Below are 22983 nucleotides of genomic sequence, written 5' to 3' on the forward strand. Positions count from 1 at the left end.
GAACCTCCGGCGGCCCCGGGCCCCGCCGGGGTGCGGACCGGGAGCATTCGGTGATCTTGACCGTGGCGGTTAGGTGACCCTTAGTGATCGAGGACACCGTCGGGTGATCCCGACGAGGCTTGTCGCCTTCCCGGGATTTACGCAACAATGGTGTTGTGAAATACGCGAGCGAGGCTTCGCAGGACCCCGCGGCCCAGGCGGCCGACGGGGCCGCGGTGCTTGCGCGGGGGCCCGTCCGCGAGGAGGAGCGCGCCCACGACGAGCAGCGCGGCACCCGCAATCGCGTCGCCAGGTCCATCCTCGATCACGGTCCGTCGACCGCGGCCGAGCTGGCCCAGCGCCTGGAGCTGACCCAGGCCGCCGTCCGGCGCCACCTCGACATCCTCCTCGCCGAGGGCGTCGTCGAGCCCCGCGAGAAGCGCGTCTACGGCGCTCGTACGCGCGGCCGCCCCGCGAAGGTCTTCGCGCTCACCGACTGCGGCCGGGACGCCTTCGACCAGGCGTACGACAAGCTCGCCGAGGACGCCCTGCGCTGGATCGCCCAGGCGGCCGGCGGCGGCGAGATGGGCGAGGCCGCCGTCGCCGCCTTCGCCCGCGCTCGAATGGCCGCACAGGCCGAGGGATACCGCAAGGCCCTGGAGGCGCTGCCCGACGGGGCCCCGGAATCCCGCGCGGAGGCCCTTGCCAGGGCATTGACCGAGGACGGGTACGCTGCTACGGCGCGTAGCGCGCCGGTCGGCGAACAGCTTTGCCAGCACCACTGCCCGGTCGCCCATGTCGCCGAGCAGTTCCCGCAGCTGTGTGAGGCGGAGACCGAGGTCTTCTCCCGCCTGCTAGGGACCCATGTGCAGCGTCTTGCCACCATCGCCCACGGCGACGGGGTGTGCACGACGTTCATTCCGCGCAGCAGCGAACGCGGCACGGAGCAGCACACCACCGAGACCACCACAGCATCCGCCAGCACGGCCGGGAGGAACCCCGCATGACTCTCCCCACGGAGACTGCCCACCCTGAGCTCGAAGGCCTGGGCACGTACGAATACGGCTGGGCCGACTCCGACGTGGCCGGTGCCGCAGCCAAGCGCGGCCTCTCCGAGGAGGTCGTCCGCGACATCTCGGCCAAGAAGTCCGAGCCGGAGTGGATGCTCAAGCTGCGTCTGAAGGGCCTCAAGCTCTTCGAGAAGAAGCCCATGCCGACCTGGGGCTCCGACCTCACGGGCATCGACTTCGACAACATCAAGTACTTCGTGCGCTCCACCGAGAAGCAGGCCGCTTCCTGGGAGGAGCTGCCCGAGGACATCAAGAACACCTACGACAAGCTGGGCATCCCCGAGGCCGAGAAGCAGCGCCTCGTCGCCGGTGTCGCCGCCCAGTACGAGTCCGAGGTCGTCTACCACCAGATCCGCGAGGACCTGGAGGAGCAGGGTGTCCTCTTCCTGGACACCGACACCGCGCTCAAGGAGCACCCGGAGATCTTCCAGGAGTACTTCGGCACGGTCATCCCCGTCGGCGACAACAAGTTCGCCTCGCTGAACACCGCCGTGTGGTCCGGTGGCTCCTTCATCTACGTCCCGCCGGGCGTCCACGTCGACATCCCGCTCCAGGCCTACTTCCGTATCAACACGGAGAACATGGGCCAGTTCGAGCGGACGCTGATCATCGTCGACGAGAACGCCTACGTGCACTACGTCGAGGGCTGCACCGCCCCGATCTACTCCTCCGACTCGCTGCACAGCGCCGTCGTGGAGATCATCGTCAAGAAGGGCGGCCGCTGCCGCTACACGACCATCCAGAACTGGTCGAACAACGTCTACAACCTGGTCACCAAGCGCGCCGTGGCGTACGAGGGCGCGACCATGGAGTGGGTCGACGGCAACATCGGCTCCAAGGTGACGATGAAGTACCCGGCCGTCTACCTGATGGGCGAGCACGCCAAGGGCGAGACCCTCTCCATCGCCTTCTCCGGCGAGGGCCAGCACCAGGACGCCGGCGCCAAGATGGTCCACATGGCGCCGAACACCTCCTCCAACATCGTCTCCAAGTCGGTGGCGCGAGGCGGTGGCCGCACCTCCTACCGCGGCCTGATCGAGATCGGCGAGGGTGCCCACGGCTCCAAGTCGAACGTGCTCTGCGACGCCCTGCTGGTGGACACCATCTCCCGGTCGGACACCTACCCCTACGTCGACGTCCGCGAGGACGACGTCTCCATGGGCCACGAGGCGACCGTATCCAAGGTCAGCGACGACCAGCTCTTCTACCTGATGAGCCGCGGTCTGACCGAGTTCGAGGCCATGGCCATGATCGTGCGTGGCTTCGTCGAGCCGATCGCCCGTGAGCTGCCGATGGAGTACGCACTGGAGCTCAACCGGCTGATCGAGCTGCAGATGGAAGGCTCGGTCGGCTGAGGCCGGTCCCCCCATCCGCAGCGACCCCTTTTGTGACAGGAAGAGAGCACGACGACAGCCATGGCTGACAACACTCCCGCCGGCAGCACGACCGACGGCGCCATCCAGGTGGGCGGGCCCCAGCAGCCCATCGACGCCCGGGTCAGCGCCCCCGCCTCGTACGACGTCGCGGACTTCCCCGTGCCGCACGGCCGCGAGGAGGAGTGGCGGTTCACCCCGCTGGCGCGCCTCCGCGGTCTGCACGACGGCACCGCCGTGGCGAACGGCGGCGGCGTCAAGGTCGAGGTGACCGCCCCCGAGGGCGTCATCGTCGAGACCGTCGGCCGGGACGACGACCGCCTCGGCCGCGCCGGCAAGCCGGTCGACCGTGTCGCCGCCCAGGCCTTCAGCTCCTTCGAGAAGGCCTCGGTCGTCTCGATCCCCAAGGACACGGTGCTCACCGAGCCCGTCCGCATCGCCGTGCACGGCGAGGGCGGGGTCGCCTTCGGCCACCAGGTCGTGGAGATCGGCGCCTTCGCCGAGGCCGTCGTCGTCCTCGACCACACCGGCGACGCCACGCTCGCCGCCAACGTCGAGTACCTGATCGGCGACGGCGCCAAGCTCACCGTCGTCTCGATCCAGGACTGGGACGCCACCGCGGTGCACGCCGCCCAGCACACCGCGCTGGTCGGCCGTGACGCCTCCTTCAAGTCCGTGATCGTCACCTTCGGCGGCGACCTGGTCCGCCTCCACCCCCGGGTCGTCTACGGCGCCCCCGGCGGCGAGGCCGAGCTCTACGGCCTGTACTTCACCGACAAGGGCCAGCACCAGGAGCACCGCCTCTTCGTCGACCACGACACCCCGCACTGCCGCAGCAACGTCGCCTACAAGGGCGCGCTGCAGGGGCAGGACGCCCACGCGGTCTGGATCGGCGACGTGCTCATCCGCGCCGCCGCCGAGGGCACCGACACCTACGAGCTCAACCGCAACCTCGTCCTCTCCGACGGCGCGCGGGTCGACTCGGTCCCCAACCTGGAGATCGAGACCGGCGAGATCGTCGGCGCCGGCCACGCCTCGGCCACCGGCCGCTTCGACGACGAGCAGCTCTTCTACCTGATGGCCCGCGGCATCCCCGCCGACGAGGCCCGCCGTCTGGTCGTCCGCGGTTTCTTCGCCGAGCTCGTCCAGCAGATCGGGCTCCCGGACCTGGAAGAGCGCCTCATCGGCAAGATCGAGGCCGAGCTGGAAGTGTCGGTGGCATGAGCGAGACCCCGTTCGTCCGCGCCTGCGGACTGAGTGAGCTGGAGGCCGACACGCCCAAGCGCGTGGAGCTCGACGGCACCCCGGTCGCGCTCGTCCGGACCGAGGGCGAGGTGTTCGCCATCAACGACATCTGTTCCCACGCGAACGTCTCGCTGTCCGAAGGCGAGGTGGAGGACTGCGCCATCGAGTGCTGGCTGCACGGCTCCAGCTTCGACCTGCGCACCGGAAAGCCCTCCGGTCTGCCCGCCACGCGCCCCGTCCCCGTATACCCCGTCAAGATCGAAGGGGACGACGTGCTCGTCTCCGTCACCCAGGAGTCCTGAGTTCCCCATGGCAACGCTTGAGATCCACGACCTGCACGTCTCCGTCGAGGCCGAGAACGGCCCCCGCGAGATCCTCAAGGGCGTCGACCTGACCGTGAAGCAGGGCGAGACCCACGCCATCATGGGCCCCAACGGCTCCGGCAAGTCGACCCTGGCGTACTCCCTCGCGGGTCACCCCAAGTACACGATCACCGGCGGCACCGTCACCCTCGACGGCGAGGACGTCCTGGAGATGACCGTCGACGAGCGCGCCCGCGCCGGCGTCTTCCTCGCCATGCAGTACCCCGTCGAGGTCCCCGGCGTCTCGGTCTCCAACTTCCTGCGGACCTCCGCCACCGCCATCCGCGGCGAGGCCCCCAAGCTGCGCACCTGGGTGAAGGAGGTCAAGGGGGCCATGGAGCGCCTCCACATGGACCCCGCCTTCGCCGAGCGCAACGTCAACGAGGGCTTCTCCGGCGGTGAGAAGAAGCGCCACGAGATCCTCCAGCTGGAACTCCTCAAGCCGAAGATCGCGATCCTCGACGAGACCGACTCCGGCCTCGACGTCGACGCGCTGCGCCAGGTCTCCGAGGGCGTCAACCGCGTCCGCGAGACCGGCGAGGTCGGCACCCTGCTGATCACGCACTACACGCGCATCCTGCGCTACATCAAGCCCGACTTCGTGCACGTCTTCTCCAACGGCCGCATCGTCGAGTCCGGCGGCGCCGAGCTCGCCGACAAGCTGGAGAACGAGGGCTACGAGGCATACAGCACGAAGGGTGGCGTAACCGCGTGACGATACTGCCGGGCCTCCTCGACACCGACACGATCCGTAAGGACTTCCCCATCCTGGACCGCACGGTCCACGACGGCAAGAAGATCATTTACCTGGACTCCGCGGCGACCTCGCAGAAGCCGCGCCAGGTGCTCGACGCGCTGAACACGTACTACGAGCGGCACAACGCCAATGTCCACCGCGGCGTGTACACCATCGCCGAGGAGGCCACGGCGCTGTACGAGGGCGCGCGCGACAAGGTCGCCGCGTTCATCAACGCGCCGAGCCGCGACGAGGTGATCTTCACCAAGAACGCCTCGGAGTCGCTCAACCTCGTGGCCAACATGCTCGGCTGGGCCGACGAGCCCTACCGCGTGGACCACGAGACCGAGATCGTCATCACGGAGATGGAGCACCACTCCAACATCGTGCCGTGGCAGCTGCTCTCGCAGCGCACCGGCGCGAAGCTGAAGTGGTTCGGCCTCACCGACGACGGCCGCCTCGACCTGTCGAACATCGACGAGATCATCACCGAGAAGACCAAGGTCGTCTCGTTCGTGCTGGTCTCGAACATCATGGGCACCATCAACCCCGTCGAGGCGATCGTCCGGCGCGCCCAGGAGGTCGGCGCGCTGGTCGTCGTCGACGCCTCCCAGGCCGCCCCGCACATGGTGCTGGACGTCCAGGCGCTCCAGGCCGACTTCGTGGCCTTCACCGGCCACAAGATGTGCGGTCCGACGGGCATCGGCGCGCTGTGGGGCCGCCAGGAGCTGCTGGAGGACCTGCCGCCGTTCCTCGGTGGCGGCGAGATGATCGAGACCGTCTCGATGCACTCCTCCACCTACGCCCCGGCGCCGCACAAGTTCGAGGCCGGTACGCCCCCGATCGCCCAGGCCGTCGGCCTCGGCGCCGCGGTGGACTACCTCTCGGCGATCGGCATGGACAACATCGCCCGCCACGAGCACGCGATCACCGAGTACGCGGTGCGCAGGCTCCAGGAGGTCCCCGACCTGCGGATCATCGGCCCGACGACGGCCGAGGACCGCGGTGCGACCATCTCCTTCACGCTCGGTGACATCCACCCGCACGACGTGGGCCAGGTCCTCGACGAGCAGGGCATCGCCGTCCGGGTCGGCCACCACTGCGCGCGCCCGGTCTGCCTGCGGTACGGAATTCCCGCGACCACGCGAGCGTCGTTCTATCTGTACTCCACTCCCGGCGAGGTCGACGCCCTGGTCGAGGGCCTGGAGCACGTACGGAACTTTTTCGGTTAACCAGAGACCGTGGCTGACGACGAGGGCTGCTGACTGTGAAGCTTGATTCGATGTACCAGGACGTCATCCTGGACCACTACAAGCACCCGCACGGCCGGGGCTTGCGGGCCGGCGACGCCGAGGTGCACCACGTCAACCCGACGTGCGGCGACGAGATCACGCTGCGCGTGCGGCTCTCCGGCGAGACCATCGAAGACGTCTCGTACGAGGGCCAGGGCTGCTCCATCAGCCAGGCCAGCGCCTCGGTGCTCAATGAGCTGCTGGTCGGCAAGGACCTCGCCGAGGCCCGTCGGATCCAGGAGACGTTCCTGGAGCTGATGCAGTCCAAGGGCAAGCTGGAGCCGGACGACGACATGGAGGAGGTGCTGGAGGACGCGGTGGCGTTCGCCGGTGTCTCCAAGTACCCGGCACGCGTGAAGTGCGCGCTGCTGAGCTGGATGGCGTGGAAGGACGCGACGGCGCAGGCGCTGTCCGAAGGGAAGACCGCATGAGTGAAGAACTGGAAACGGCCGCGACGGGCACCAAGCCGGCCTCCGAGGAGGAGGTCCGCGAGGCGCTGTACGACGTGGTCGACCCCGAGCTGGGCATCGACGTCGTCAACCTCGGCCTGATCTACGGCATCCACGTCGACGACGCCAACATCGCCACCCTCGACATGACGCTGACGTCCGCGGCCTGCCCGCTGACCGACGTCATCGAGGACCAGGCGAAGTCGGCGACCGAGGGCATCGTCAACGAGCTCCGGATCAACTGGGTCTGGATGCCGCCGTGGGGCCCGGACAAGATCACCGACGACGGCCGCGAACAGCTCCGGGCGCTGGGCTTCAACGTCTGAGCGCACCGCGCCACCGGCAGCCCGTTCCCTGACACCAGGTCAGGGGGCGGGCTGCTGCTGCGTGGTGCGGGCCTGCTCGTACTCCCGCGTCCGGATGTCGCCCGTACGGCCGCCGTGTGCCGCCCCCACGCGGAGCCGGCGGGGTGGCCGGCTCGGAAGGTGCGCGGGTGGGGGAGGGATGCGCACGGAAGGTGGTTCATGATCGTCGATTGCCCCAGACTGGGGACATGGCCTCTTCGCTGTACAGCATCGTCATCGACGCACACGATCTCCGCGCCCAGGCGCGCTTCTGGTGCCGGGTCCTCGACTGGCGCGTCCTCTTCGAAGCCGACGACGAGGTCGTCATCGGCGCCGACGAGTCCGCGGCACCGGGCTTCTGCTTCGTCCCCGTGGCGGAGGGCAAGACGCTCAAGAACCGCCTGCACATCGACCTCAACCCCGACGACCGCGACGCCGAGGTGGAGCGCCTGACGGGCCTGGGGGCGCGGTGTGCCGATGTGGGGCAGGGGCCGGAGGTGACCTGGGTGGTCATGGAGGACCCCGAGGGCAACGAATTCTGTGTGCTGAGCCCGAAGAAAACCCTCATCGGCTGAGGTCCGGCAGGTCGCGGAGGCGCCGGCCGGGGCGGTCGGCGGTGCTCGCCGGCCGGCCGGGTTCGCCTTCGGCGGCCGTGTCCGGTTAGCTTTCGACCATGACCGATGCAGTAGCTTCCCGTACCACCACCGGCGCCGTCGCCGCCGGTCTCGCCACGATCACCGCGGACGGTACCGTCCTCGACACCTGGTTCCCGGCCCCCGAGCTGGTCGCCGAGCCCGGCCCGGCCGGGACCGAGCGGCTGACCGCCGAGCGCGCCGCGGAGCTGCTGGGCGAGGCCGCCCCCAAGGCCCTCGGCCCGGACCCGCGCCGCGGTGTCGAGGTCGTCGCCGTCCGCACGGTCATCGCCTCGCTCGACGACAAGCCCCTCGACGCGCACGACGTCTACCTGCGTCTGCACCTGCTCTCCCACCGTCTGGTCAAGCCGCACGGCCAGAACCTCGAAGGCATCTTCGGCCTGCTGGCCAACGTCGCCTGGACCTCGCTCGGCCCCGTCGCCGTCGACCAGGTCGAGACGGTCCGCCTGAACGCCCGTGCCGAGGGCCTGCACCTCCAGGTGACCGGCATCGACAAGTTCCCGCGCATGACCGACTACGTCGCCCCGTCGGGCGTCCGCATCGGCGACGCCGACCGCGTCCGCCTGGGCGCGCACCTGGCGGTCGGCACCACCGTCATGCACGAGGGCTTCGTCAACTTCAACGCCGGCACGCTCGGCACCTCCATGGTCGAGGGCCGCATCAGCGCGGGCGTCGTCGTCGGCAACGGCTCCGACATCGGCGGTGGCGCGTCGATCATGGGCACCCTCTCCGGCGGCGGCAAGCAGACCGTCTCCATCGGCGAGCGCTGCCTCCTCGGCGCCGAGGCCGGCCTCGGCATCGCGCTGGGCGACGACTGCATCATCGAGGCGGGCCTGTACGTCACCGCCGGCACGCGCGTCACGCTGCCGGACGGCCAGGTCGTCAAGGCGCTGGACCTCTCCGGCGCGAAGAACCTCCTCTTCCGCCGCAACTCCACCAGCGGCCGGGTCGAGGCGCTGCCGCGCTCCGGTTCGTGGGGCGGCCTGAACGAGATCCTCCACAGCCACAACTGATGGTCCCGAGCGCCGGACTGGTCGCCATCGCGGCCCGTCCGGCGCTCGGCCGTCGGGGCTAGGACGCGCCCACCGGCGCGCCCACCTCTTCGTACGCCGCCCGCAGCGCCGCCACCCGGTCCGGACCCGCCGCCCGCAGGGGAGCGCGTACCGGGCCGCCGGGCAGGCCCAGCGCGGCCAGCAGGGCCTTGGCCGTCACCGTGCCCGGCAGGCCCGCGGCCATCATCTGTTCCACCAGCGGTACGGCGCGCTGGTGGAGCCGGGTGGCCTCCGCCGTGTCGCCGCGGTCGAACGCGTCGAGCGTCGCCGCCATCAGCTCGCCGGCCACGTTGGCGACCGTGCTGACGTACCCGACGGCGCCGGCCGCCCGGAGCGGAAGGTTCAGCTCCTCGCAGCCGGAGTAATAGGCGAGATCCGTCGCCGCCATCACCTTCGAGCTGCCCAGCAGGTCGTACGAGCAGTCCTTGACCCCGGCGATGCGCGGGTGCTCCGCCAGCCGCAGCATGGTGTCGGGCTCGATCCGGGTGCCGGTGCGCCCGGGGATGTCGTAGAGCATCACCGGTACCCCGACCGCGTCGGCGACCGTCCGGAAGTGCTCGGCGATGTCCTCCTGCGGCGGGCGGCTGTAGTAGGGCGTGACCACCAGCAGCCCGTGCGCCCCCGCGGCCTCGGCCGCCCGTGCCAGCTCCGTCGTGTGCCGGGTGCCGGGCGAGCCGACGCCCGCCGTGATCCTCGCCCGGTCGCCCACGGCCTCGACCACGGCCCGTACGAGCGCGGTCTTCTCCGCGTCCGAGGTGGTCGGCGACTCGCCCGTGGTGCCGCTCAGCACCAGGCCGTCGCAGCCGCCCCGGCCGACGAGACGGTCGGCGAGGCGCTGCGCGCCGTCGAGGTCGAGGGCGCCGTCGGCGGTGAAGGGGGTCACCATCGCGCAGACGGTACGGCCGAAGGGGCTGGTGGGCATCGTGTCACTCTCCATGGTCGAGCCGAGTCGCTCGATCATGGGCTCCTTCGACCGTACAGGTCTATTTAATTGTGCTCGCGCCACTGCTAAGCACTGCTACGGCTTCCAGCGCAGCACCTGCGGGTCGTGGTCGCTCGCCTGGTCGGCGAACTCCGCGTTGATGTGCACGATGTCGTAGTCGACGGAACGGATGTGACGGCTCGTCAGCATGTGGTCGAGCACCTGGGAGTTGCCCTGGTAGACGTAGCCGTAACGCTCCTTCTTCGGGAGTCGGTCGACCAGGTCGGTGAGGGTGCCGCCGGCGGTGAGGGCCTTGAGGGCGGGAGAGAACTGGTAGTCGTTGAGGTCGCCCGCGACGATCACGTTCGCGCGCTTGTCGGCCGCCAGGAGCTGCTTGACGAAGGTGTTGACGACCTTCGCCTGACCGGTCCGCTGGACCTCCGAGGTGCGGGCCGGGGCCTGGAAGCGGCTGTCGACGCCCTGGTCGCCGCCCTTGGAGTTGAAGTGGTTGGCGATCACGAAGACCCGCTCGCCCCGGAAGGAGAACTGGCCGGCCAGCGGCTTGCGGCTGTTCGCCCAGGCCGCGTCGGCGGGCTCGATCCGGCCGGGCGAGGCGGACAGCGCCGCCTTGCCGCCCTCGCGGACGGCCTTGACCGCGCTGGTGGAGTCACCGCCCGGGGTGTCGACGAAGGAGACGCGCGCGGGGTTGAAGAGGAAGGCGGTGCGTATGTTGCCGCCCGGCTGGCCGCCGTCCTGGTCGTTGACCGGGTTGATCTGCCGCCACTCGTACGCCGGGCCACCGGCCGCCTTGATGGCGTCCGTGAGCTTCCGCAGCGTCTGGCCCGCGTCCACGACGCCGTCGTCGGTCGGGCCGTTGTCGTCCTGGACCTCTTCGAGGGCGACGACGTCGGGCGAGGCGAGGTTGGTCACCAGCGCGGCGGCCAGCCGGTCGAACTTCGCCTGCGGGGTCTTCGGGGAGAGGTTCTCGACGTTGTAGGTGGCGACCGCCAGCTCGCCGTCCTTCTGCTTGCGCGTGGTCTCCCGCTTGAGCCCCCGGTCGACGAGCGTGCCGAGCTCGGTCGCCTGGAGGGTGTAGCCGCCGAAGTTGTCGTAGTCCAGCGGACCGGCAGTGGTGCCCGTCAGCGCGTCACCGACGTTCGCCACCGGGAAGGGGCGCTGCGCGAACGGGATCAGCGAGGTCACCTTGACCCGTTCGCCGTTCGGGTCGCGGTACGAGCCGTAGAGCGTGCCGCCGCGCTCGGTGCGGTTGCGGCGCGGGTCGGCGGTGACCCACAGGTCCTTGTGCGGGCTGGTCGCGCCGACCACGGGCGCGTCCTGCACCGAGACCCGCATGCCCTCCAGGGACTCGTAGCGGTCCAGGGCGTACGCGTCCGGCTTCAGCGGCAGCTTTTCGATGGAGCCGCCGTGCGCGTCGGGCGCGTACCGGTCCGGCAGCGAGGAGGGGCGCAGCCGGAAAGCGGCGGGCAGGGCGTTGCCGGAGGACTCCACCGTCCAGGTCGCCTTGGTGAGCTGGGTGACCGACTGCAGGCCCGCCGGCTCGCCGCCGGGGTAGTACTCGCCGACCGTGGCCGACACGAGGACGGCGTCGCCGACGGCGACGGCCGGGCTCGTGGAGCCGGTGTGGACGAAGATGCCCTCGCTGGTCGCGGGGTTCCTGTCCGGCTGGGTGTCCTGGAACCAGAAGCCGCGCGCCGAGCCGAAGGAGCGTACGGCCGTGACGACGCCCGGCACCTGCTCGACCTGGCGGCCGGTGAGCGGGGAGAGGCGCGTGACGCCCTGGATGTCGTGGATCCGGATCGCCGTGTCACCGGCGTCGGTCGCGCTCGCGGACTGGGGGGCGGTGAGCAGCCCCGCCGCGAGCGCGACGGCTATCAGGGAACCGACGGCGGGCGGCCTGCGCAGGGGGCGGCGAGTGGGTACACGAGTGGGCACGGGGGCCTCCGAAAAGGGCGGTCAAGGGTGGTGGGAGAGCGAAAAGCAAGATCTACGCGCGTCAATGTCTTGGGTTACCAGGGGAGTTGTCAAGGGTCGGCGGGCATCCGGCCGTCGACTGGCCGGTGAACCGGGCGGCACGGGGCGAAACCCGTCTACGCTTGGGCATCGCGCGCCCCATCGACCGGCGCGGCCGTCACGACGAGGAGAGACCCCCCTGATGTCCGGAGACCGCCCGACCATGCCGCCGGTGCGGCTCCCCTCCGACGCGGAGCTCGCGCGGGACGCGCTGTCCGCGCCGCTGTTCGTCCGCGCCGCGAAGCTGGCCCGCTGGGCCGGCGAGGGCACACCGGTCGGGGCGGGCGGCGAGCTCCTCGCCGGACAGCTGAGCACCGCCACCGAGCTCCTCGGCCTCGCCGGGGACGAGGAGGGGCCCGCGTACACCGCCGAGGCGTGGCAGCACGCGCTGGACACCGGCCTGGTGGAGTTCACGGAGTCGCCGGAGTCGCCGGAGGAAGAGGCGGCGGGCGAGGACGCGCCTTCCGGCATCGCCACGGCGGGCGAGGAACTGGCCACGCTCACCTCCGGCAGCCCTACGGACATCCTCGAACTCTGGCTCGGCGGTCTGGAGAACGTCCTGGCCGACGCGGCCGCTCCGGACCTCGGTGACATCGTCGACCAGATTTCCGAGGGCGGCGACCTGGACCTCGACGCGCTCGACTGGAATCCGGAGGAGGAGGCCGACTTCCTCGACGGCGTCCTCGGCAACCTCTACCTGCTGACGGTCCTCGACGAGGGCGCCGCCGAGCGGCCCGTACCGCTGCCCGCGCTCGCCGCCTCCATGATCGTCCCGGATGACATGGACGAGCCCACCGACGACATCCTCGAAGAGGTCTCCGATGCGATGATGCGTCTGGACGACCAGTTCCGGATGCTCGCGCCGACCGGCCTGATCGAGTACCAGCCGGTGGACGAGGCCCTCATCGAGGAGGTCGACGGCGAGGGGCACATCCGGGAGTCCGTCGACGGCCTGGCCACCGACAGCCCCGAGGAGGAGGACGTCAGCCGCTACGGCATGGTCTCCCTCACCCCGCTCGGCCTGTACGCCGTCCGGTCGCGGATGCTCGACGCCGGGATCGACGCCCCGGCCGTCGGCGACCTCGCCGACGAGGGCGCCGACGTGCTCCTCGCCGCGCTCCCGGACCACCCCCGGCAGGCCGCGCGCGCCGAGACGGACCTGTGGCTGGCCCGCCGCGCCCCGCTGGACGCCGCCCGCCAGCTGCTCGCCGCCGCGCGCGGCGCCGACGAGGACGCGCCGCGCCGCCGCCTGTCCTGCCAGCAGACCCTCTCGCTGGTCGGCGCCGAGGCCGAGCCGGCGCTGCGCGAGGTCCTGGACGACCGGGAGCTGGGCGGCCTCGCCCGCGTCTGGCTCGCCGAGCACGGCGCCGCGGACATCCCCGAGCCCGACCAGGACATGGTCTTCTGGCTGACCATCGACACCATCGCCGCCCAGCTCGCGGCCGACGGCGACTCCGACGAGCTGCGCGGCCTGGTCACGGACCTGGTCGGCCGGCACGGCGGCTTCTTCGACTCGGCCTGGCGCGTGGACCACCCGGCCACGGCCGAGGTGCTGGAGGCCATGGGCCGCCTGCACCCGGACAAGAAGGTCGCGAAGGAGGCCCGCAAGGCGGCCTTCAAAGCCCGCTCGCGGGGCTGACGTCCGTCCTGCCGACGGCGGGGCCGTTCGGTGCGCTGCCCGTGCTGACGGCGCGGCGTCTCCGGGCCTCTCCGCAGGGGCCGAGGTGCGGGGGATCCGTACGTGACCCCCCGCCACCCCCCGGATCGGTTGTCGGATGTCGCGTCATGTTCATCCGATGTTCGACACGGGGAGGGATCGTAAGCGCGCCCCTGGTGATTCACCCGCTCGGCTCATAGGGGCGCCCGCGACGATCAGGCCCCCTGGAGGCGACGATGACCATCAGCCGCAGAGACTTCGCGAAGAGATCCGCCCAGGCCGGGGCCGGGGTGGCGCTGGCCGGCAGTGTCGGTGTCCTGGCCACCGCGCCCGGCGCGCTGGCCGCCGACGCCACGGCGTACGCGACCCCGTCGGACGGGGCCGGGCCGAAGAAGCCCGCCAAGCCCGGCTACGGCCCGCTCGTCAAGGATCCGAAGGGACTGCTCGCCCTTCCGCGTGGATTCTCCTACCGGGTCATCACCCGAACGGGTGTCACCAAGCTGGAGTCGGGCGAGTACACGCCCTCCAACCACGACGGCACCGCCACCTTCGAGGGCCCGCGCGGGGTGACCCTGCTGGTCAACAACCACGAGCTGGGTGGCCCCCGCTCCAAGTGGCCGCACCCCGTACCGCTCACCGACGGGCTGGTCTACGACCCGGCGGCCTCGGGCGGCTGCACGGTCGTGGAGGTGGCGCGGCACGGCGACCACGTCGCCGAGTGGGTCGGCATCGCCGGCACGTCCACGAACTGCGCGGGCGGCCGCACCCCCTGGGGGACCTGGCTCACCTGCGAGGAGACCGAGGACAAGGCCGGCAAGAACGGCATGACCAAGGACCACGGCTATGTCTTCGAGGTCGACCCGCAGGACCGCCGCGCCAACCGCCACCCCAAGCCGGTCAAGGCGCTGGGCCGGTACGCCCACGAGGCCGTCGTCGTCGACCCCGGCCGCGGCCACCTCTACCTGACCGAGGACGCCTCCGGCCCCAACGGGCTGTTCTACCGCTGGAGCCCGCCGAGCGGCTTCCACCACGGCCGCGGCCGGCTGCGCACCCTCGGTGCGGAGGCGGGCGTGCTCCAGGCGTTCAAGTGCTTCGACTCCGGCGGTCGGTTCGTCGACGACCTCTCGCGGGCGACGCGCACCGGCACGGTCTACGGCGTCGACTGGGTGAAGGTGCCCGACCGCGACGCGAAGTCCGTCTCGGTGCGCAAGCAGTTCAAGGACGGCGAGGTCACCCGGGCCCGCAAGCTCGAAGGCATGTGGTGGGGCGACGGCGGCGTCTACGTCGTCGCCTCCTTCGCCCGCGAGGAGAGCCCCGTCCAGCACGACGGCCAGGTGTGGTTCTACAACCCGCGGCGCCGCACCCTGACGCTGAAGGTGCGCTTCGGAGTAAACAAGCACCCGGAGCGCGACGGCGTCTTCGACGGCCCGGACAACATCACCGTCTCGCCGTACGGCGGCCTGGTCATCGCCGAGGACGGCGAGGGCGTCCAGCACCTCTTCGGCGCCCTGGACGACGGCCGTACGTACCCCATCGCGCGCAACGAGCTCAACATCGGCACCGCGCGGAAGCCCGAATACAGCGAGTTCACCGGGGTGACCTTCGCCCCGGACGGCAAGACCCTCTTCGCCAACATGCAGGAGCCCGGCATCATGTTCGCGATCACCGGGCCGTGGCGGCGCCAGGGGCGGTGACCGGACAGGCCGGCGGGCCGTCCGGGGCAGGCGGGGGCCTGCCCCGGACGGCCCGCGCCGGCTACTCCGTCACAGGGCGGCGGCCGCGGGCTTGACCAGGTCGCGGACCGTGCGGGACTTCACGAACTCGCCGATGGCCGTCATCTCCCACTCGCCGGAGAACTGCCGGACGAACTTGCACATCAGCACGCCCGTCTTCGGCTCGGCGCCGGTCAGGTCGAAGCGCACCAGCTCCTCGCCCGTACGGGCGTCGAGCAGGCGGCAGTACGCCTTGGCGACCTGGTTGAACTTCTGTCCGTTGAAGGAACTGACGGTGAAGACCAGGCCGGTGACCTCCTGCGGCAGTCCCTCCATATGGACGGTGATGGTCTCGTCGTCGCCCGAGCCCTCGCCGGTGAGGTTGTCGCCGGAGTGCTGGATCGCGCCGTTGAGGATCTGGAGCTTGCCGAAGTAGCAGGCGTCGATCATGTTGCGCTCGGGGCCGTAGGCGATGACCGAGGCGTCCAGATCGATGGCCCGGCTGCCGTAGGCGGGCTCCCAGCCCAGGCCCATCTTCACGGACTGCGTCAGCGGGCGGCCGCCCTTGACGAGGGAGACCGTCTGGTTCTTCTGGAGGCTGACCCGGCCCTTGTCCAGGTTGATCTTCCCGGTGGCGGGCGCCTGCGGCGCGGCGGCCGGGGGAGCGGCGGGCGCGGGCGGCGCCTGCACCGGCACCGGCGGGGCCACGGGCGTCCGCACCGGCGGAGCCACCGGCGCGGCGGCGGGCGCCGGCTCCTCCACGCTCACACCGAAGTCGGTGGCGATGCCCGCCAGCCCGTTCGCATAACCCTGGCCGACCGCGCGGACCTTCCAGGCGCCGCCCCGGCGGTAGACCTCGACGATCACCAGGGCCGTCTCCGTGCCCAGCCGCGGCGGGGTGAAGGTGGCCAGGACCGTGCCGTCGTCCGTGCCGCGCACCGTCGCCGTCGGCTCGATGCCCGCGAAGCTCGCACCGGCGGCGTCCGGGCTGGCCGTCACCACGATCTTGTCGATGTCGGCCGGGACGGCGGTGGTGTCCACGGTGATCGAGTCGGGCGTGGAGCCGGACGCGGCGCGGTGCGTCACACCCGGACCGGTCGGCTGGTTGTAGAAGACGAAGTCGTCGTCGGAGCGCACCTTGCCGTCGGCGGTGAGCAGCAGGCCCGATACGTCGAGCCGCACCGGGGCGGTGACGTCCACCGTCACGCGCGCGACGGAGAGAGGGATGTTCGAGCCGGGTGTCATAGCGGTCATGCCACGGGTAACGAGCGGCCCGGCTTTGCGGTTCCATTACCGAACGTCGAATTCCCGCACGGCCGCACCCGGGCCCCTGTGTGGGTGCTCACGCGGGCGTCGGTGTGGTCATAGGAATAAGTTCGCGCGCCGCGTGGCTGGAGCCCCTGACACACAGTTGATCTTCAGGGAGTGCGGGATGTCGGACGTGATCGCGGCACAGGGGACCGTCGCCGAGGGCTATGAGGCGGTACGCGAGGAGTTCGAGGCCACGCTCGCCGAGGAGCGGGCCGGGCACTCCGCGCAGCTCGCCGCCTACGTCGACGGGAAGCAGGTCGTGGACCTGTGGGGCGGCCCGGGGATCGGGCCCGACTCGCTCACCGGAGTCTTCTCCTCCACCAAGGGCGCCGCCCACCTCGCCGTCGCCCTGCTCGTCCAGGACGGCACGCTGGAGCTCGACCGGGAGGTGCGGCACTACTGGCCCGAGTTCGCCGCCGCCGGCAAGGAGCACATCACCCTGCGCGAGCTGCTGGCCCACCGGGCGGGGCTGCCCGGCGTCGAGGGTGGCCTCACGGTGGAGGAACTGGCGGACGACCGCCTGATCGCCGAACGCCTCGCCGCCCAGCGCCCGCACTGGCGCCCCGGCTCCGCCTTCGGCTACCACGGGCTGGTGATCGGCGCGCTCACCGGCGAGGTCGTCCGGCGGGTCACCGGCCTGACCATGCAGGAGTTCTTCGAGAAGCGGATCCGCGCCCCGTACGACATCGACTTCTACATGGGCCTGCCCGAGGACCAGGAGCACCGGGTGCTCGACACCCAGCCCATGGACCCGACGCCCGAGCAGAAGCGCGCCCTGCTGGAAGGCAGGGGCGGGCCGGAGAGCCTCTACGGCCTCGCGTTCAACCTCAACCACCCCGAGGCGCCCGCCCTGGAGACGCTCCCCAACCACCGCGTCATCCGCGCGGGCGGCCCCGCCTCCGTCGGCGGGATGGCCAACGCGCGCGGCCTCGCCCGGATGTACGCGGCCGCCATCAGCGGCGTGGACGGCCACGAGCCGCTGCTGAAGGCCGACACGGCGGCCGAGTTCGCCCAGATCCACTCCGCCGGGCACGACCTGGTGCTCCGCCAGCACGGGGCGTTCGCCCTGGGCTTCTCCGCGGTCTCGGAAACGTACCCCTTCCTGGGTGGGCGGGCGTTCGGGCACAGTGGCGCGGCCGGGTCGCAGGCGTTCGCCGATCCCAGCCGGGGGCTGGCGTTCGGCTACAACCGGCGGCGGTTCGCGTTCCCCGGCGGTGCGGCGCCGGAGGTTGGGCGGCTGGCGGAGGCGGTGTACGTCTGTGCGGGGTGACCTTCCGGTCGGGTAGCGGCGGTTCGGGCCGTCGATGCCGGGTGGCCGCCCGGCATCGGGGGGCCTCAAGCGCCGGACGGGCTTGACTGACCGCTCAGGTTCGGGCGAGTACCTCCAGGAGGCGATCGACGTCGGTGATGGTGTTGTAGAGGTGGAAGGCGGCGCGGAGGTTGCCGGCCCGGGCGCTGACCCGCACTCCCGCCGCCGCCAGGCGCTCCGCGGCACTGCCGAGGCCGGGGACGGAGACGATCGTGGAACCCTCGGCCGCCACGGGCGTGTGGCCGAGCTCCGCCAGCCCGGCGCGGAAGCGGTCGGCGAGCGCCCGGTCGTGCGCGCCGACGCGCTCGACGCCGAGCTCCTCCAGCAGGGCGATGCTGTGCCGGGCGGCGACGTAGGAGAAGACGGCGAGGTTCTCGTCGAAGCGGCGTGCCGACGGGGCGAGCCGCTCCACCTTGCCGAAGCAGCTCTCCCAGGGGTCCTGCCCGGCGACCCAGCCGGCGAAGAGGGGCGTGAGGGCGCCGAGGTCCTCGGGCACGGTGAGGAAGGCGACGCCGCGCGGGCACATCAGCCACTTGTAGCCGACGCAGACGGTGTAGTCGTACGCGCCGGCGTCGAGGGACAGCCAGCCGGCCGCCTGGCTGACGTCGATGAGCGTGCGGGCGCCGTGGGCGAGGGCGGCGGCGCGGATGGCGCCGAGGTCGGCGATCCGTCCGTCGGCCGACTGGACGGCGCTGACCGCGACGAGGGCGGTGCCGGAGCGGATCGCGTCGGCGATCTTCTCCAGCGGAATGGTGCGTACGGTCAGGTCGGGCCGCATGTGGAAGGGGTTGACGAGCGAGGCGAAGTCGCCTTCCGCCACGATCACTTCGGCGTACGAGGGCAGGGACTGGGCGATCAGTCCGCAGTACACGGCGACCGAACTGCCCACCGCGACACGGTCGTCGGACACGCCGAGGAGGCGGCTGTAGCCGGCGCGCACGGCGTCCACGTCGGCGAAGTAGTCGACGTTGCCGGGGCCGCCGACGGCCGCCGAGGCGACGGCCGTGGTCATGGCGGCGACGGCGGGCGCGGGCAGCAGCCCGGCCGACGCCGTGTTGAGGTAGGTGGTCTCCGGGGCGAAGTGGGCTGATGCCAGGCTGGTGTCCATGTCCACCACTATCGGCGGTGGTGATCACTCCGTCCATGGTGAAGTGATGGCCTGTCTGATCGCCGGGTCGCGGGGCGTTCCCCGGGCGGCGCGCGAGCGGACGGCACCGTACCGGCCCTGAGGCGGAGGCGGTGACGCGCGGCATCTGCCCGGGGGACGAGAGAAGCTTCCACCCTGCGGCGGAGACGACTCGGCTCCGGGGCCGAGGCGCCCGCCGCCCGGTCACGGGAGCCTGGTCGTATGAGCCGTACGACACAGTTCCCGCCCCTCGCGAGCGGCACGCCCGGTACGCCCTCGGCATCCGATCGGCAGCCCGCCCCCGCCGCGTCGCGGTGGGACGACCACGCCGCCGCACGCCGCGCCCTGCGGGCCGTCACCCTCGCCGCCTGCGCGCCCTACCTCACCCTCAAGGTCGCCTGGATGGCCGGGAGCCGGATCGGCATCCCGGAGGGCAGCGTCCTGCTCGACCACGAGGAGTTCATGCGGTGGGCCAACGGTGTCACCGTGCTCATGGACGCGGGCCTCGTGGTGCTCGTCCTGTTGCTGTCCAGCCCCTGGGGCAGACGCGTCCCCGCCTGGCCGCTGGTCCTGCCGATGTGGGGCGCCATCGGCCTGCTGGCCCCCATTGCCTACGGATTCCCGGCCCAGCTCGCGGTCCGGGCGCTCGGCGGTACGGCCGCCTCTGCGGCGCCCGACGGGCGGCCGTTCCTCGACGAGTGGGTGTTCGGGGTCGTGTACGTCGGGTTCATCGTCCAGGGGCTGGGTCTGGGCGCCCTGTTCGTCCTCTACGCCCGTCGGCGCTGGGGCCACCTGTGGCGGGGCGACGTCGCCGGCCTGGCTGTGTGCCCGCCGACGCGGGCGCAGCGGGCGGCCGCGGGCGCGGCGGCCGTGCTCTCCCTCGTACCGGCCGCGGTGCACCTGCTGTGGGCCGCCGGGTCCCGGGTGGGGCTCTCTCCGGAGCAGGCCCGGTCCTACAGCGGTGACTTCGCGGCCAGGGAGTCGGGCCACATGGTCTTCGCGCTGGCGGCCGCGGCCGGCCTCGCCCTGCTCGTCCTGCGCCGGGGCGGTCGGCTGCCGTTGCGGGTGCCGCTGGCGCTCGCCGGGGTCGGGTCGGCCGCGACGGCCTGCTGGGGCGGCTGGCTGTTCGTCGCGGCGCTCGGCTACCCGGATGACGAGGCCTGGGCCGCCACCCCCCTGATGTTCACCACCTACGCTGTACAGATGATCACAGGATTGCTGGTCCTCGCCGCCGGTGCCGGCTTCTTCGCGCGGCGCGCCGCCCGTACGGCGTGAGGGCCGCCCGCGCCATGGAGGCCGTACGGGCCCTGCCGGCCGCCCCCGTTCGCTGGGCCGGTGCGGCGCTCGGCCGGCGGGCGCGGCTGCGCTGGGTGCATCTGCTGCTCGGCGGCGCGCTGTTGATGCCGTACTTCCTGCTGGCGAACGTCGTGGCGTCGGTCGTCTTCCCGGGCCCGGAGGTCCTCCTCGGCGGTTCCCTGGTCCGGCAGTTCGGCGTGTTCGCGATGGCGTTGGTGCCGGCCGCGATCACCGCGCCCCTCCCGCTCGTACGGCCCCTGGAGAGCACCGCGGCGCGGGCGCTGTGCGGGGTGCCGGGCGAGGAACTGGCCACCGGGCCGAGCGACTCGTGGGCCGCGCGCGGGCGTACGGCCGTGTGGTACGTGCTCCACCTGGCGGTGGGCGGCATCGTCAGCGGCATGTCGCTGGCCGTACCACCCGCCGCCGTGCTGCTGATCGCCACGCCCTTCCTCGGCGACTCGCGGGCGGCCCGGGAATTCCTCGGGCACTACCACCTCTCCGGGCCGTGGCCGTTGCTGTTGCCCGGCCTGGGGTGCGCGCTGCTCATGCTGGTCGTCGGCACCTCCTGGGCGGCGGGATCACTGCTGGCGCGCTGCGCGCCCGTACTCCTCGGGCCGACGGCCGCGGACCGGCTCGCCGCCGCCGAGCAGCACGCGATGCGGCTGGCCCTGCGCAACCGGCTGGCGCGCGAGCTGCACGACTCGGTGGGGCACGCGCTGAGCGCGGTCACCCTCCAGGCGAGCGCGGCGCGCAAAGTCCTCGACGCCGACCCGGAGTTCGCCCGGCAGGCACTGGCCGCGATCGAGGAGACGACCCGCGAGGCGGTGGGCGAGCTCGACACCGTCCTGGGCCTGCTGCGCGAGGACGGCGCCGCCTCCGCCACACCCGCCCCGACCCTCGCCGACCTGGACGGCCTGCTGGAACGCACCCGCGCGGCCGGCGGCACGGTCACCCTCGCCGCCTCCGCGCCGCTGGACGCGCTGCCGCCGGTCGTCTCCCGCGAGGCGTACCGCATCGTCCAGGAGGGCCTCACCAACGCCCTGCGGCACGCGGGCCGGGTGCCGGTGCTGCTGCGCGTCGCCGTGTGCGACGACGCGCTGGAGGTCGCCCTGGAGAACCCCGTACAGCACGGGCAGCACGGCCAGCAGGGGCACGGCGGGCAGCGCCGGGCCGGCGGCGGCCGGGGACTGCTCGGCATCTCCGAGCGCGCCCGGCTGCTGCGCGGCACCAGTGTCGCCGGCGAGCGGGACGGCGTGTGGCGGCTGACGGTGCGGCTGCCGCTCAGCGGCCGGTGACCCGCTCGGAGGGCGGCGGCTGCGCCCGTCAGACCGGCTTGCGGGCCTCGACGAGATAGCGGGTCGTGGTGGCGACGAACGGGCCGTCCGCCTGGATCCGCTCGTGCAGCTCCCGCAACCGGTCGCGGTACGCGCCGACGGTGAAGCCGGGAACCATCCAGATCACCTTCCGCAGGAAGTAGATCACCGCGCCGATGTCGAAGAACTCGGTGCGCAGGGACTCCGCACGCAGATCCACGATCCCCAGCCCGGCCGCCTCCGCGTCCCGGCGGGCGTCGTCCGGATGGCGGGCGCGCCGCACCTCCTCGGGCTGCGGTCCGAGGAAGTACTCGACCAGCTCGAACACGCTGGCCGGACCGACGTGCTGGGCCAGATACGTGCCGCCGGGCCGCAGCACACGGGCGATCTCGTCCCACCAGACGGTCACCGGATGGCGGCTCGTCACCAGGTCGAAGGCCCCGTCGGCGAACGGCAGCGGCGGCTCGTCCGGGTCCGCGACGACGACGGCACCGAGGGGGTGCAGCAGCTCGGTGGCCTTGGCGACATTGGGCGGCCAGGACTCCGTGGCGACCATCAGCCGGGGCAGCTTCGCGGCCCCGGCGAGGACCTCACCGCCGCCCGTCTGGACGTCCAGCGCGGCCGACGCGCGGGCCAGGCGCTCGCTCATCGTGCGCTGATAACCCCACGAGGGGCGTTGCTCGGTGGCCCGGCCGTCCAGCCAGGAGAAGTCCCAGCCCTCGACCGACACGGACTCCGCCTCGGCCACCAGATGATCAAACGTACGCGACATACGCCGATCATCGCGGCAAAGCGGGGGATAAGCCACTGGATTCCACAGGTGTTGGCGCGTCTCCGGGCCGCTCGGACCCTCTCCGGGCCTGCCTGCGCCCCTGTGATCTTCTCTAAGCTGACCTCCATGCCCGACGAGACACCCGGCACCACCACACGCCCCATACGAGTCGTCCTCGCCGACGACGAGCACCTGGTCCGTACCGCCCTGCGCGCGATCCTCGGCGCCGAGCCGGACCTGGAGGTCGTGGGGGAGGCCAGGACCGGCGCGGAGGCGGTGTCCCTGATCCGCCGACTCCGCCCCGACATCGTCCTGATGGACGTCCGGATGCCGGAGATCGACGGCATCCGCGCCACCGAGCAGGTGCTGGCGACGATGGACGACCCGCCCCGCGTCGTCGTCGTGACCACCTTCGAGAACGACAGCTATGTGTACGACGCGCTGCGCGCCGGGGCCAGCGGCTTCCTGCTCAAGCGGGCGGGCGCCGACGAACTCGTCCAGGCCGTACGCCTGGTGGCCCGCAGCGACTCCCTGCTCTTCCCCGCCGCCGTCCGCGCACTGGCCGCCGAACACGCCGCCGCCCGCGACTCCCGGGACACGGCCGGGAAGCTGCGGGCGCGGCTGTCGGAGCGCGAGGCGGAGGTGCTGCGCCTGATGGCGGCGGGGCTGTCGAACGCCGAGATCGCGGCGGAGCTGACGCTGGGCGCGGCGACGGTCAAGACCCACGTGGCGGGCGCGCTCGCCAAGCTGGGCGTCCGCAACCGCACGCAGGCGGTCATCGCGGCGTACGAGAGCGGGTTCGTGTCACCGGGCTGAGCGCGTCGGCCGGCACCCGTTCACCCCACCGGTGTGAAGTCCCTCGCCCCGATGCTGCGTCTTCCGGGGGGCAACCCCCGGGCCCCCGGCCGGGCACCCGTTCACCCCACCGGTGTGAAGTCCCTCGCCCCGATGCTGCGTCTTCCGGGGGGCAACCCCCGGG

General features: G+C 71.9%; 21 protein-coding genes. 16 read left to right on the forward strand and 5 right to left on the reverse strand.

Annotated features, from left to right (window positions below; translation table 11 throughout):
- Positions 1–155: 155 nt before the first annotated feature.
- The 10 genes from ACZ303_RS01420 (at position 156) to dapD (ending at position 8516) form a co-directional block, all read left to right on the forward strand.
- The gene (locus tag ACZ303_RS01420) at positions 156–986 is read left to right on the forward strand and encodes a helix-turn-helix transcriptional regulator (protein ID WP_467333859.1); all 831 of its coding nucleotides are present in this window, start codon (positions 156–158) and stop codon (positions 984–986) included.
- On the forward strand, positions 983–2404 hold the full coding sequence (sufB, locus tag ACZ303_RS01425) for a Fe-S cluster assembly protein SufB (RefSeq protein ID WP_467333861.1): 1422 nt from the start codon (positions 983–985) through the stop codon (positions 2402–2404). The genes ACZ303_RS01420 and sufB overlap by 4 nt, the downstream gene beginning before the upstream one ends.
- Before the next feature lie 60 nt (positions 2405–2464).
- On the forward strand, positions 2465–3646 hold the full coding sequence (sufD, locus tag ACZ303_RS01430) for a Fe-S cluster assembly protein SufD (protein WP_467333863.1): 1182 nt from the start codon (positions 2465–2467) through the stop codon (positions 3644–3646).
- Entirely contained in the window at positions 3643–3969 is a 327-nt protein-coding gene (locus ACZ303_RS01435; RefSeq protein ID WP_467333865.1) for a non-heme iron oxygenase ferredoxin subunit, read from the forward strand. The genes sufD and ACZ303_RS01435 overlap by 4 nt, the downstream gene beginning before the upstream one ends.
- Before the next feature lie 7 nt (positions 3970–3976).
- Entirely contained in the window at positions 3977–4744 is a 768-nt protein-coding gene (gene sufC / locus ACZ303_RS01440) for a Fe-S cluster assembly ATPase SufC (protein ID WP_467333867.1), read from the forward strand.
- The gene (locus tag ACZ303_RS01445; RefSeq protein ID WP_467333869.1) at positions 4741–5997 is read left to right on the forward strand and encodes a cysteine desulfurase; all 1257 of its coding nucleotides are present in this window, start codon (positions 4741–4743) and stop codon (positions 5995–5997) included. The genes sufC and ACZ303_RS01445 overlap by 4 nt, the downstream gene beginning before the upstream one ends.
- A 35-nt stretch (positions 5998–6032) precedes the next feature.
- The gene (sufU, locus tag ACZ303_RS01450; RefSeq protein ID WP_467333871.1) at positions 6033–6488 is read left to right on the forward strand and encodes a Fe-S cluster assembly sulfur transfer protein SufU; all 456 of its coding nucleotides are present in this window, start codon (positions 6033–6035) and stop codon (positions 6486–6488) included.
- Positions 6485–6832, forward strand: coding sequence for a metal-sulfur cluster assembly factor (locus tag ACZ303_RS01455; RefSeq protein WP_467333873.1), 348 nt, complete (start codon positions 6485–6487; stop codon positions 6830–6832). The genes sufU and ACZ303_RS01455 overlap by 4 nt, the downstream gene beginning before the upstream one ends.
- 227 nt (positions 6833–7059) lie before the next feature.
- Complete coding sequence (locus ACZ303_RS01460; protein WP_467333875.1) at positions 7060–7425, forward strand: VOC family protein; 366 nt, start codon at positions 7060–7062, stop codon at positions 7423–7425.
- A gap of 98 nt (positions 7426–7523) precedes the next feature.
- Positions 7524–8516 carry a 2,3,4,5-tetrahydropyridine-2,6-dicarboxylate N-succinyltransferase gene (gene dapD / locus ACZ303_RS01465; protein WP_467333877.1) on the forward strand — a complete coding sequence of 331 codons (993 nt, stop codon included), beginning with the start codon at positions 7524–7526 and terminating at the stop codon, positions 8514–8516.
- 58 nt (positions 8517–8574) lie between these two features.
- On the opposite strand, the gene dapA is transcribed toward dapD, so the two are convergent.
- A complete protein-coding gene (gene dapA, locus ACZ303_RS01470) occupies positions 8575–9516 on the reverse strand; it encodes a 4-hydroxy-tetrahydrodipicolinate synthase (RefSeq protein ID WP_467333879.1) in 942 nt (313 codons plus the stop codon).
- A gap of 57 nt (positions 9517–9573) precedes the next feature.
- Complete coding sequence (locus tag ACZ303_RS01475) at positions 9574–11430, reverse strand: endonuclease/exonuclease/phosphatase family protein (protein ID WP_467333881.1); 1857 nt, start codon at positions 11428–11430, stop codon at positions 9574–9576.
- 220 nt (positions 11431–11650) lie between these two features.
- Here ACZ303_RS01475 and ACZ303_RS01480 point away from each other — a divergent pair, with 220 nt between their 5' ends.
- The gene (locus ACZ303_RS01480; RefSeq protein ID WP_467333883.1) at positions 11651–13147 is read left to right on the forward strand and encodes a hypothetical protein; all 1497 of its coding nucleotides are present in this window, start codon (positions 11651–11653) and stop codon (positions 13145–13147) included.
- A gap of 254 nt (positions 13148–13401) precedes the next feature.
- A complete protein-coding gene (locus ACZ303_RS01485; RefSeq protein WP_467333885.1) occupies positions 13402–14859 on the forward strand; it encodes an alkaline phosphatase PhoX in 1458 nt (485 codons plus the stop codon).
- A gap of 69 nt (positions 14860–14928) precedes the next feature.
- Here the strand turns inward: ACZ303_RS01485 and ACZ303_RS01490 are convergent, their stop codons facing one another.
- Positions 14929–16122, reverse strand: coding sequence for a TerD family protein (locus tag ACZ303_RS01490; RefSeq protein ID WP_467334595.1), 1194 nt, complete (start codon positions 16120–16122; stop codon positions 14929–14931).
- Between the two features lie 187 nt (positions 16123–16309).
- Between ACZ303_RS01490 and ACZ303_RS01495 the strand changes: the two genes are divergently transcribed.
- Positions 16310–17458 (forward strand): serine hydrolase domain-containing protein, encoded by a 1149-nt coding sequence (locus ACZ303_RS01495; protein ID WP_467333887.1) that lies wholly within the window; start codon positions 16310–16312, stop codon positions 17456–17458.
- A gap of 94 nt (positions 17459–17552) precedes the next feature.
- Here ACZ303_RS01495 and ACZ303_RS01500 read toward each other — a convergent pair whose 3' ends face one another.
- The gene (locus ACZ303_RS01500; RefSeq protein ID WP_467333890.1) at positions 17553–18605 is read right to left on the reverse strand and encodes an aminotransferase class V-fold PLP-dependent enzyme; all 1053 of its coding nucleotides are present in this window, start codon (positions 18603–18605) and stop codon (positions 17553–17555) included.
- Between the two features lie 240 nt (positions 18606–18845).
- On the opposite strand from ACZ303_RS01500, the gene ACZ303_RS01505 reads away from it, so the two are divergent.
- Together ACZ303_RS01505 and ACZ303_RS01510 are read left to right on the forward strand one after the other, a co-directional pair.
- Positions 18846–19898: a hypothetical protein gene (locus tag ACZ303_RS01505; protein ID WP_467333892.1), complete on the forward strand. Its 1053-nt coding sequence runs from the start codon at positions 18846–18848 to the stop codon at positions 19896–19898.
- Positions 19895–21214, forward strand: coding sequence for a sensor histidine kinase (locus ACZ303_RS01510; RefSeq protein WP_467333894.1), 1320 nt, complete (start codon positions 19895–19897; stop codon positions 21212–21214). Before ACZ303_RS01505 ends, ACZ303_RS01510 begins: the two co-directional genes overlap by 4 nt.
- A gap of 28 nt (positions 21215–21242) precedes the next feature.
- Here the strand turns inward: ACZ303_RS01510 and ACZ303_RS01515 are convergent, their stop codons facing one another.
- Positions 21243–22004, reverse strand: coding sequence for a class I SAM-dependent methyltransferase (locus ACZ303_RS01515; protein WP_467333896.1), 762 nt, complete (start codon positions 22002–22004; stop codon positions 21243–21245).
- Positions 22005–22130: 126 nt separating this feature from the next.
- On the opposite strand from ACZ303_RS01515, the gene ACZ303_RS01520 reads away from it, so the two are divergent.
- The gene (locus ACZ303_RS01520) at positions 22131–22820 is read left to right on the forward strand and encodes a response regulator transcription factor (protein ID WP_467333898.1); all 690 of its coding nucleotides are present in this window, start codon (positions 22131–22133) and stop codon (positions 22818–22820) included.
- The last annotated feature ends 163 nt before the right edge of the window (positions 22821–22983 follow it).

The sequence above is a fragment of the Streptomyces sp. NPDC023527 genome (assembly GCF_055560115.1).

Excerpts from the sequence above, each read along its gene's own strand:
- dapA (WP_467333879.1), bottom strand. The coding sequence starts at position 9,516 with ATGATCGAGCGACTCGGCTCGACCATGGAGAGTGACACGATGCCCACC.
- ACZ303_RS01500 (WP_467333890.1), bottom strand. The coding sequence starts at position 18,605 with ATGGACACCAGCCTGGCATCAGCCCACTTCGCCCCGGAGACCACCTAC.
- sufC (WP_467333867.1), top strand. The coding sequence starts at position 3,977 with ATGGCAACGCTTGAGATCCACGACCTGCACGTCTCCGTCGAGGCCGAG.
- ACZ303_RS01495 (WP_467333887.1), top strand. The coding sequence starts at position 16,310 with ATGTCGGACGTGATCGCGGCACAGGGGACCGTCGCCGAGGGCTATGAG.
- ACZ303_RS01455 (WP_467333873.1), top strand. The coding sequence starts at position 6,485 with ATGAGTGAAGAACTGGAAACGGCCGCGACGGGCACCAAGCCGGCCTCC.
- ACZ303_RS01515 (WP_467333896.1), bottom strand. The coding sequence starts at position 22,004 with ATGTCGCGTACGTTTGATCATCTGGTGGCCGAGGCGGAGTCCGTGTCG.
- ACZ303_RS01460 (WP_467333875.1), top strand. The coding sequence starts at position 7,060 with ATGGCCTCTTCGCTGTACAGCATCGTCATCGACGCACACGATCTCCGC.
- ACZ303_RS01520 (WP_467333898.1), top strand. The coding sequence starts at position 22,131 with ATGCCCGACGAGACACCCGGCACCACCACACGCCCCATACGAGTCGTC.
- sufD (WP_467333863.1), top strand. The coding sequence starts at position 2,465 with ATGGCTGACAACACTCCCGCCGGCAGCACGACCGACGGCGCCATCCAG.
- sufB (WP_467333861.1), top strand. The coding sequence starts at position 983 with ATGACTCTCCCCACGGAGACTGCCCACCCTGAGCTCGAAGGCCTGGGC.
- ACZ303_RS01490 (WP_467334595.1), bottom strand. The coding sequence starts at position 16,122 with ATGACACCCGGCTCGAACATCCCTCTCTCCGTCGCGCGCGTGACGGTG.
- ACZ303_RS01505 (WP_467333892.1), top strand. The coding sequence starts at position 18,846 with ATGAGCCGTACGACACAGTTCCCGCCCCTCGCGAGCGGCACGCCCGGT.
- ACZ303_RS01435 (WP_467333865.1), top strand. The coding sequence starts at position 3,643 with ATGAGCGAGACCCCGTTCGTCCGCGCCTGCGGACTGAGTGAGCTGGAG.
- ACZ303_RS01485 (WP_467333885.1), top strand. The coding sequence starts at position 13,402 with ATGACCATCAGCCGCAGAGACTTCGCGAAGAGATCCGCCCAGGCCGGG.
- dapD (WP_467333877.1), top strand. The coding sequence starts at position 7,524 with ATGACCGATGCAGTAGCTTCCCGTACCACCACCGGCGCCGTCGCCGCC.
- ACZ303_RS01480 (WP_467333883.1), top strand. The coding sequence starts at position 11,651 with ATGTCCGGAGACCGCCCGACCATGCCGCCGGTGCGGCTCCCCTCCGAC.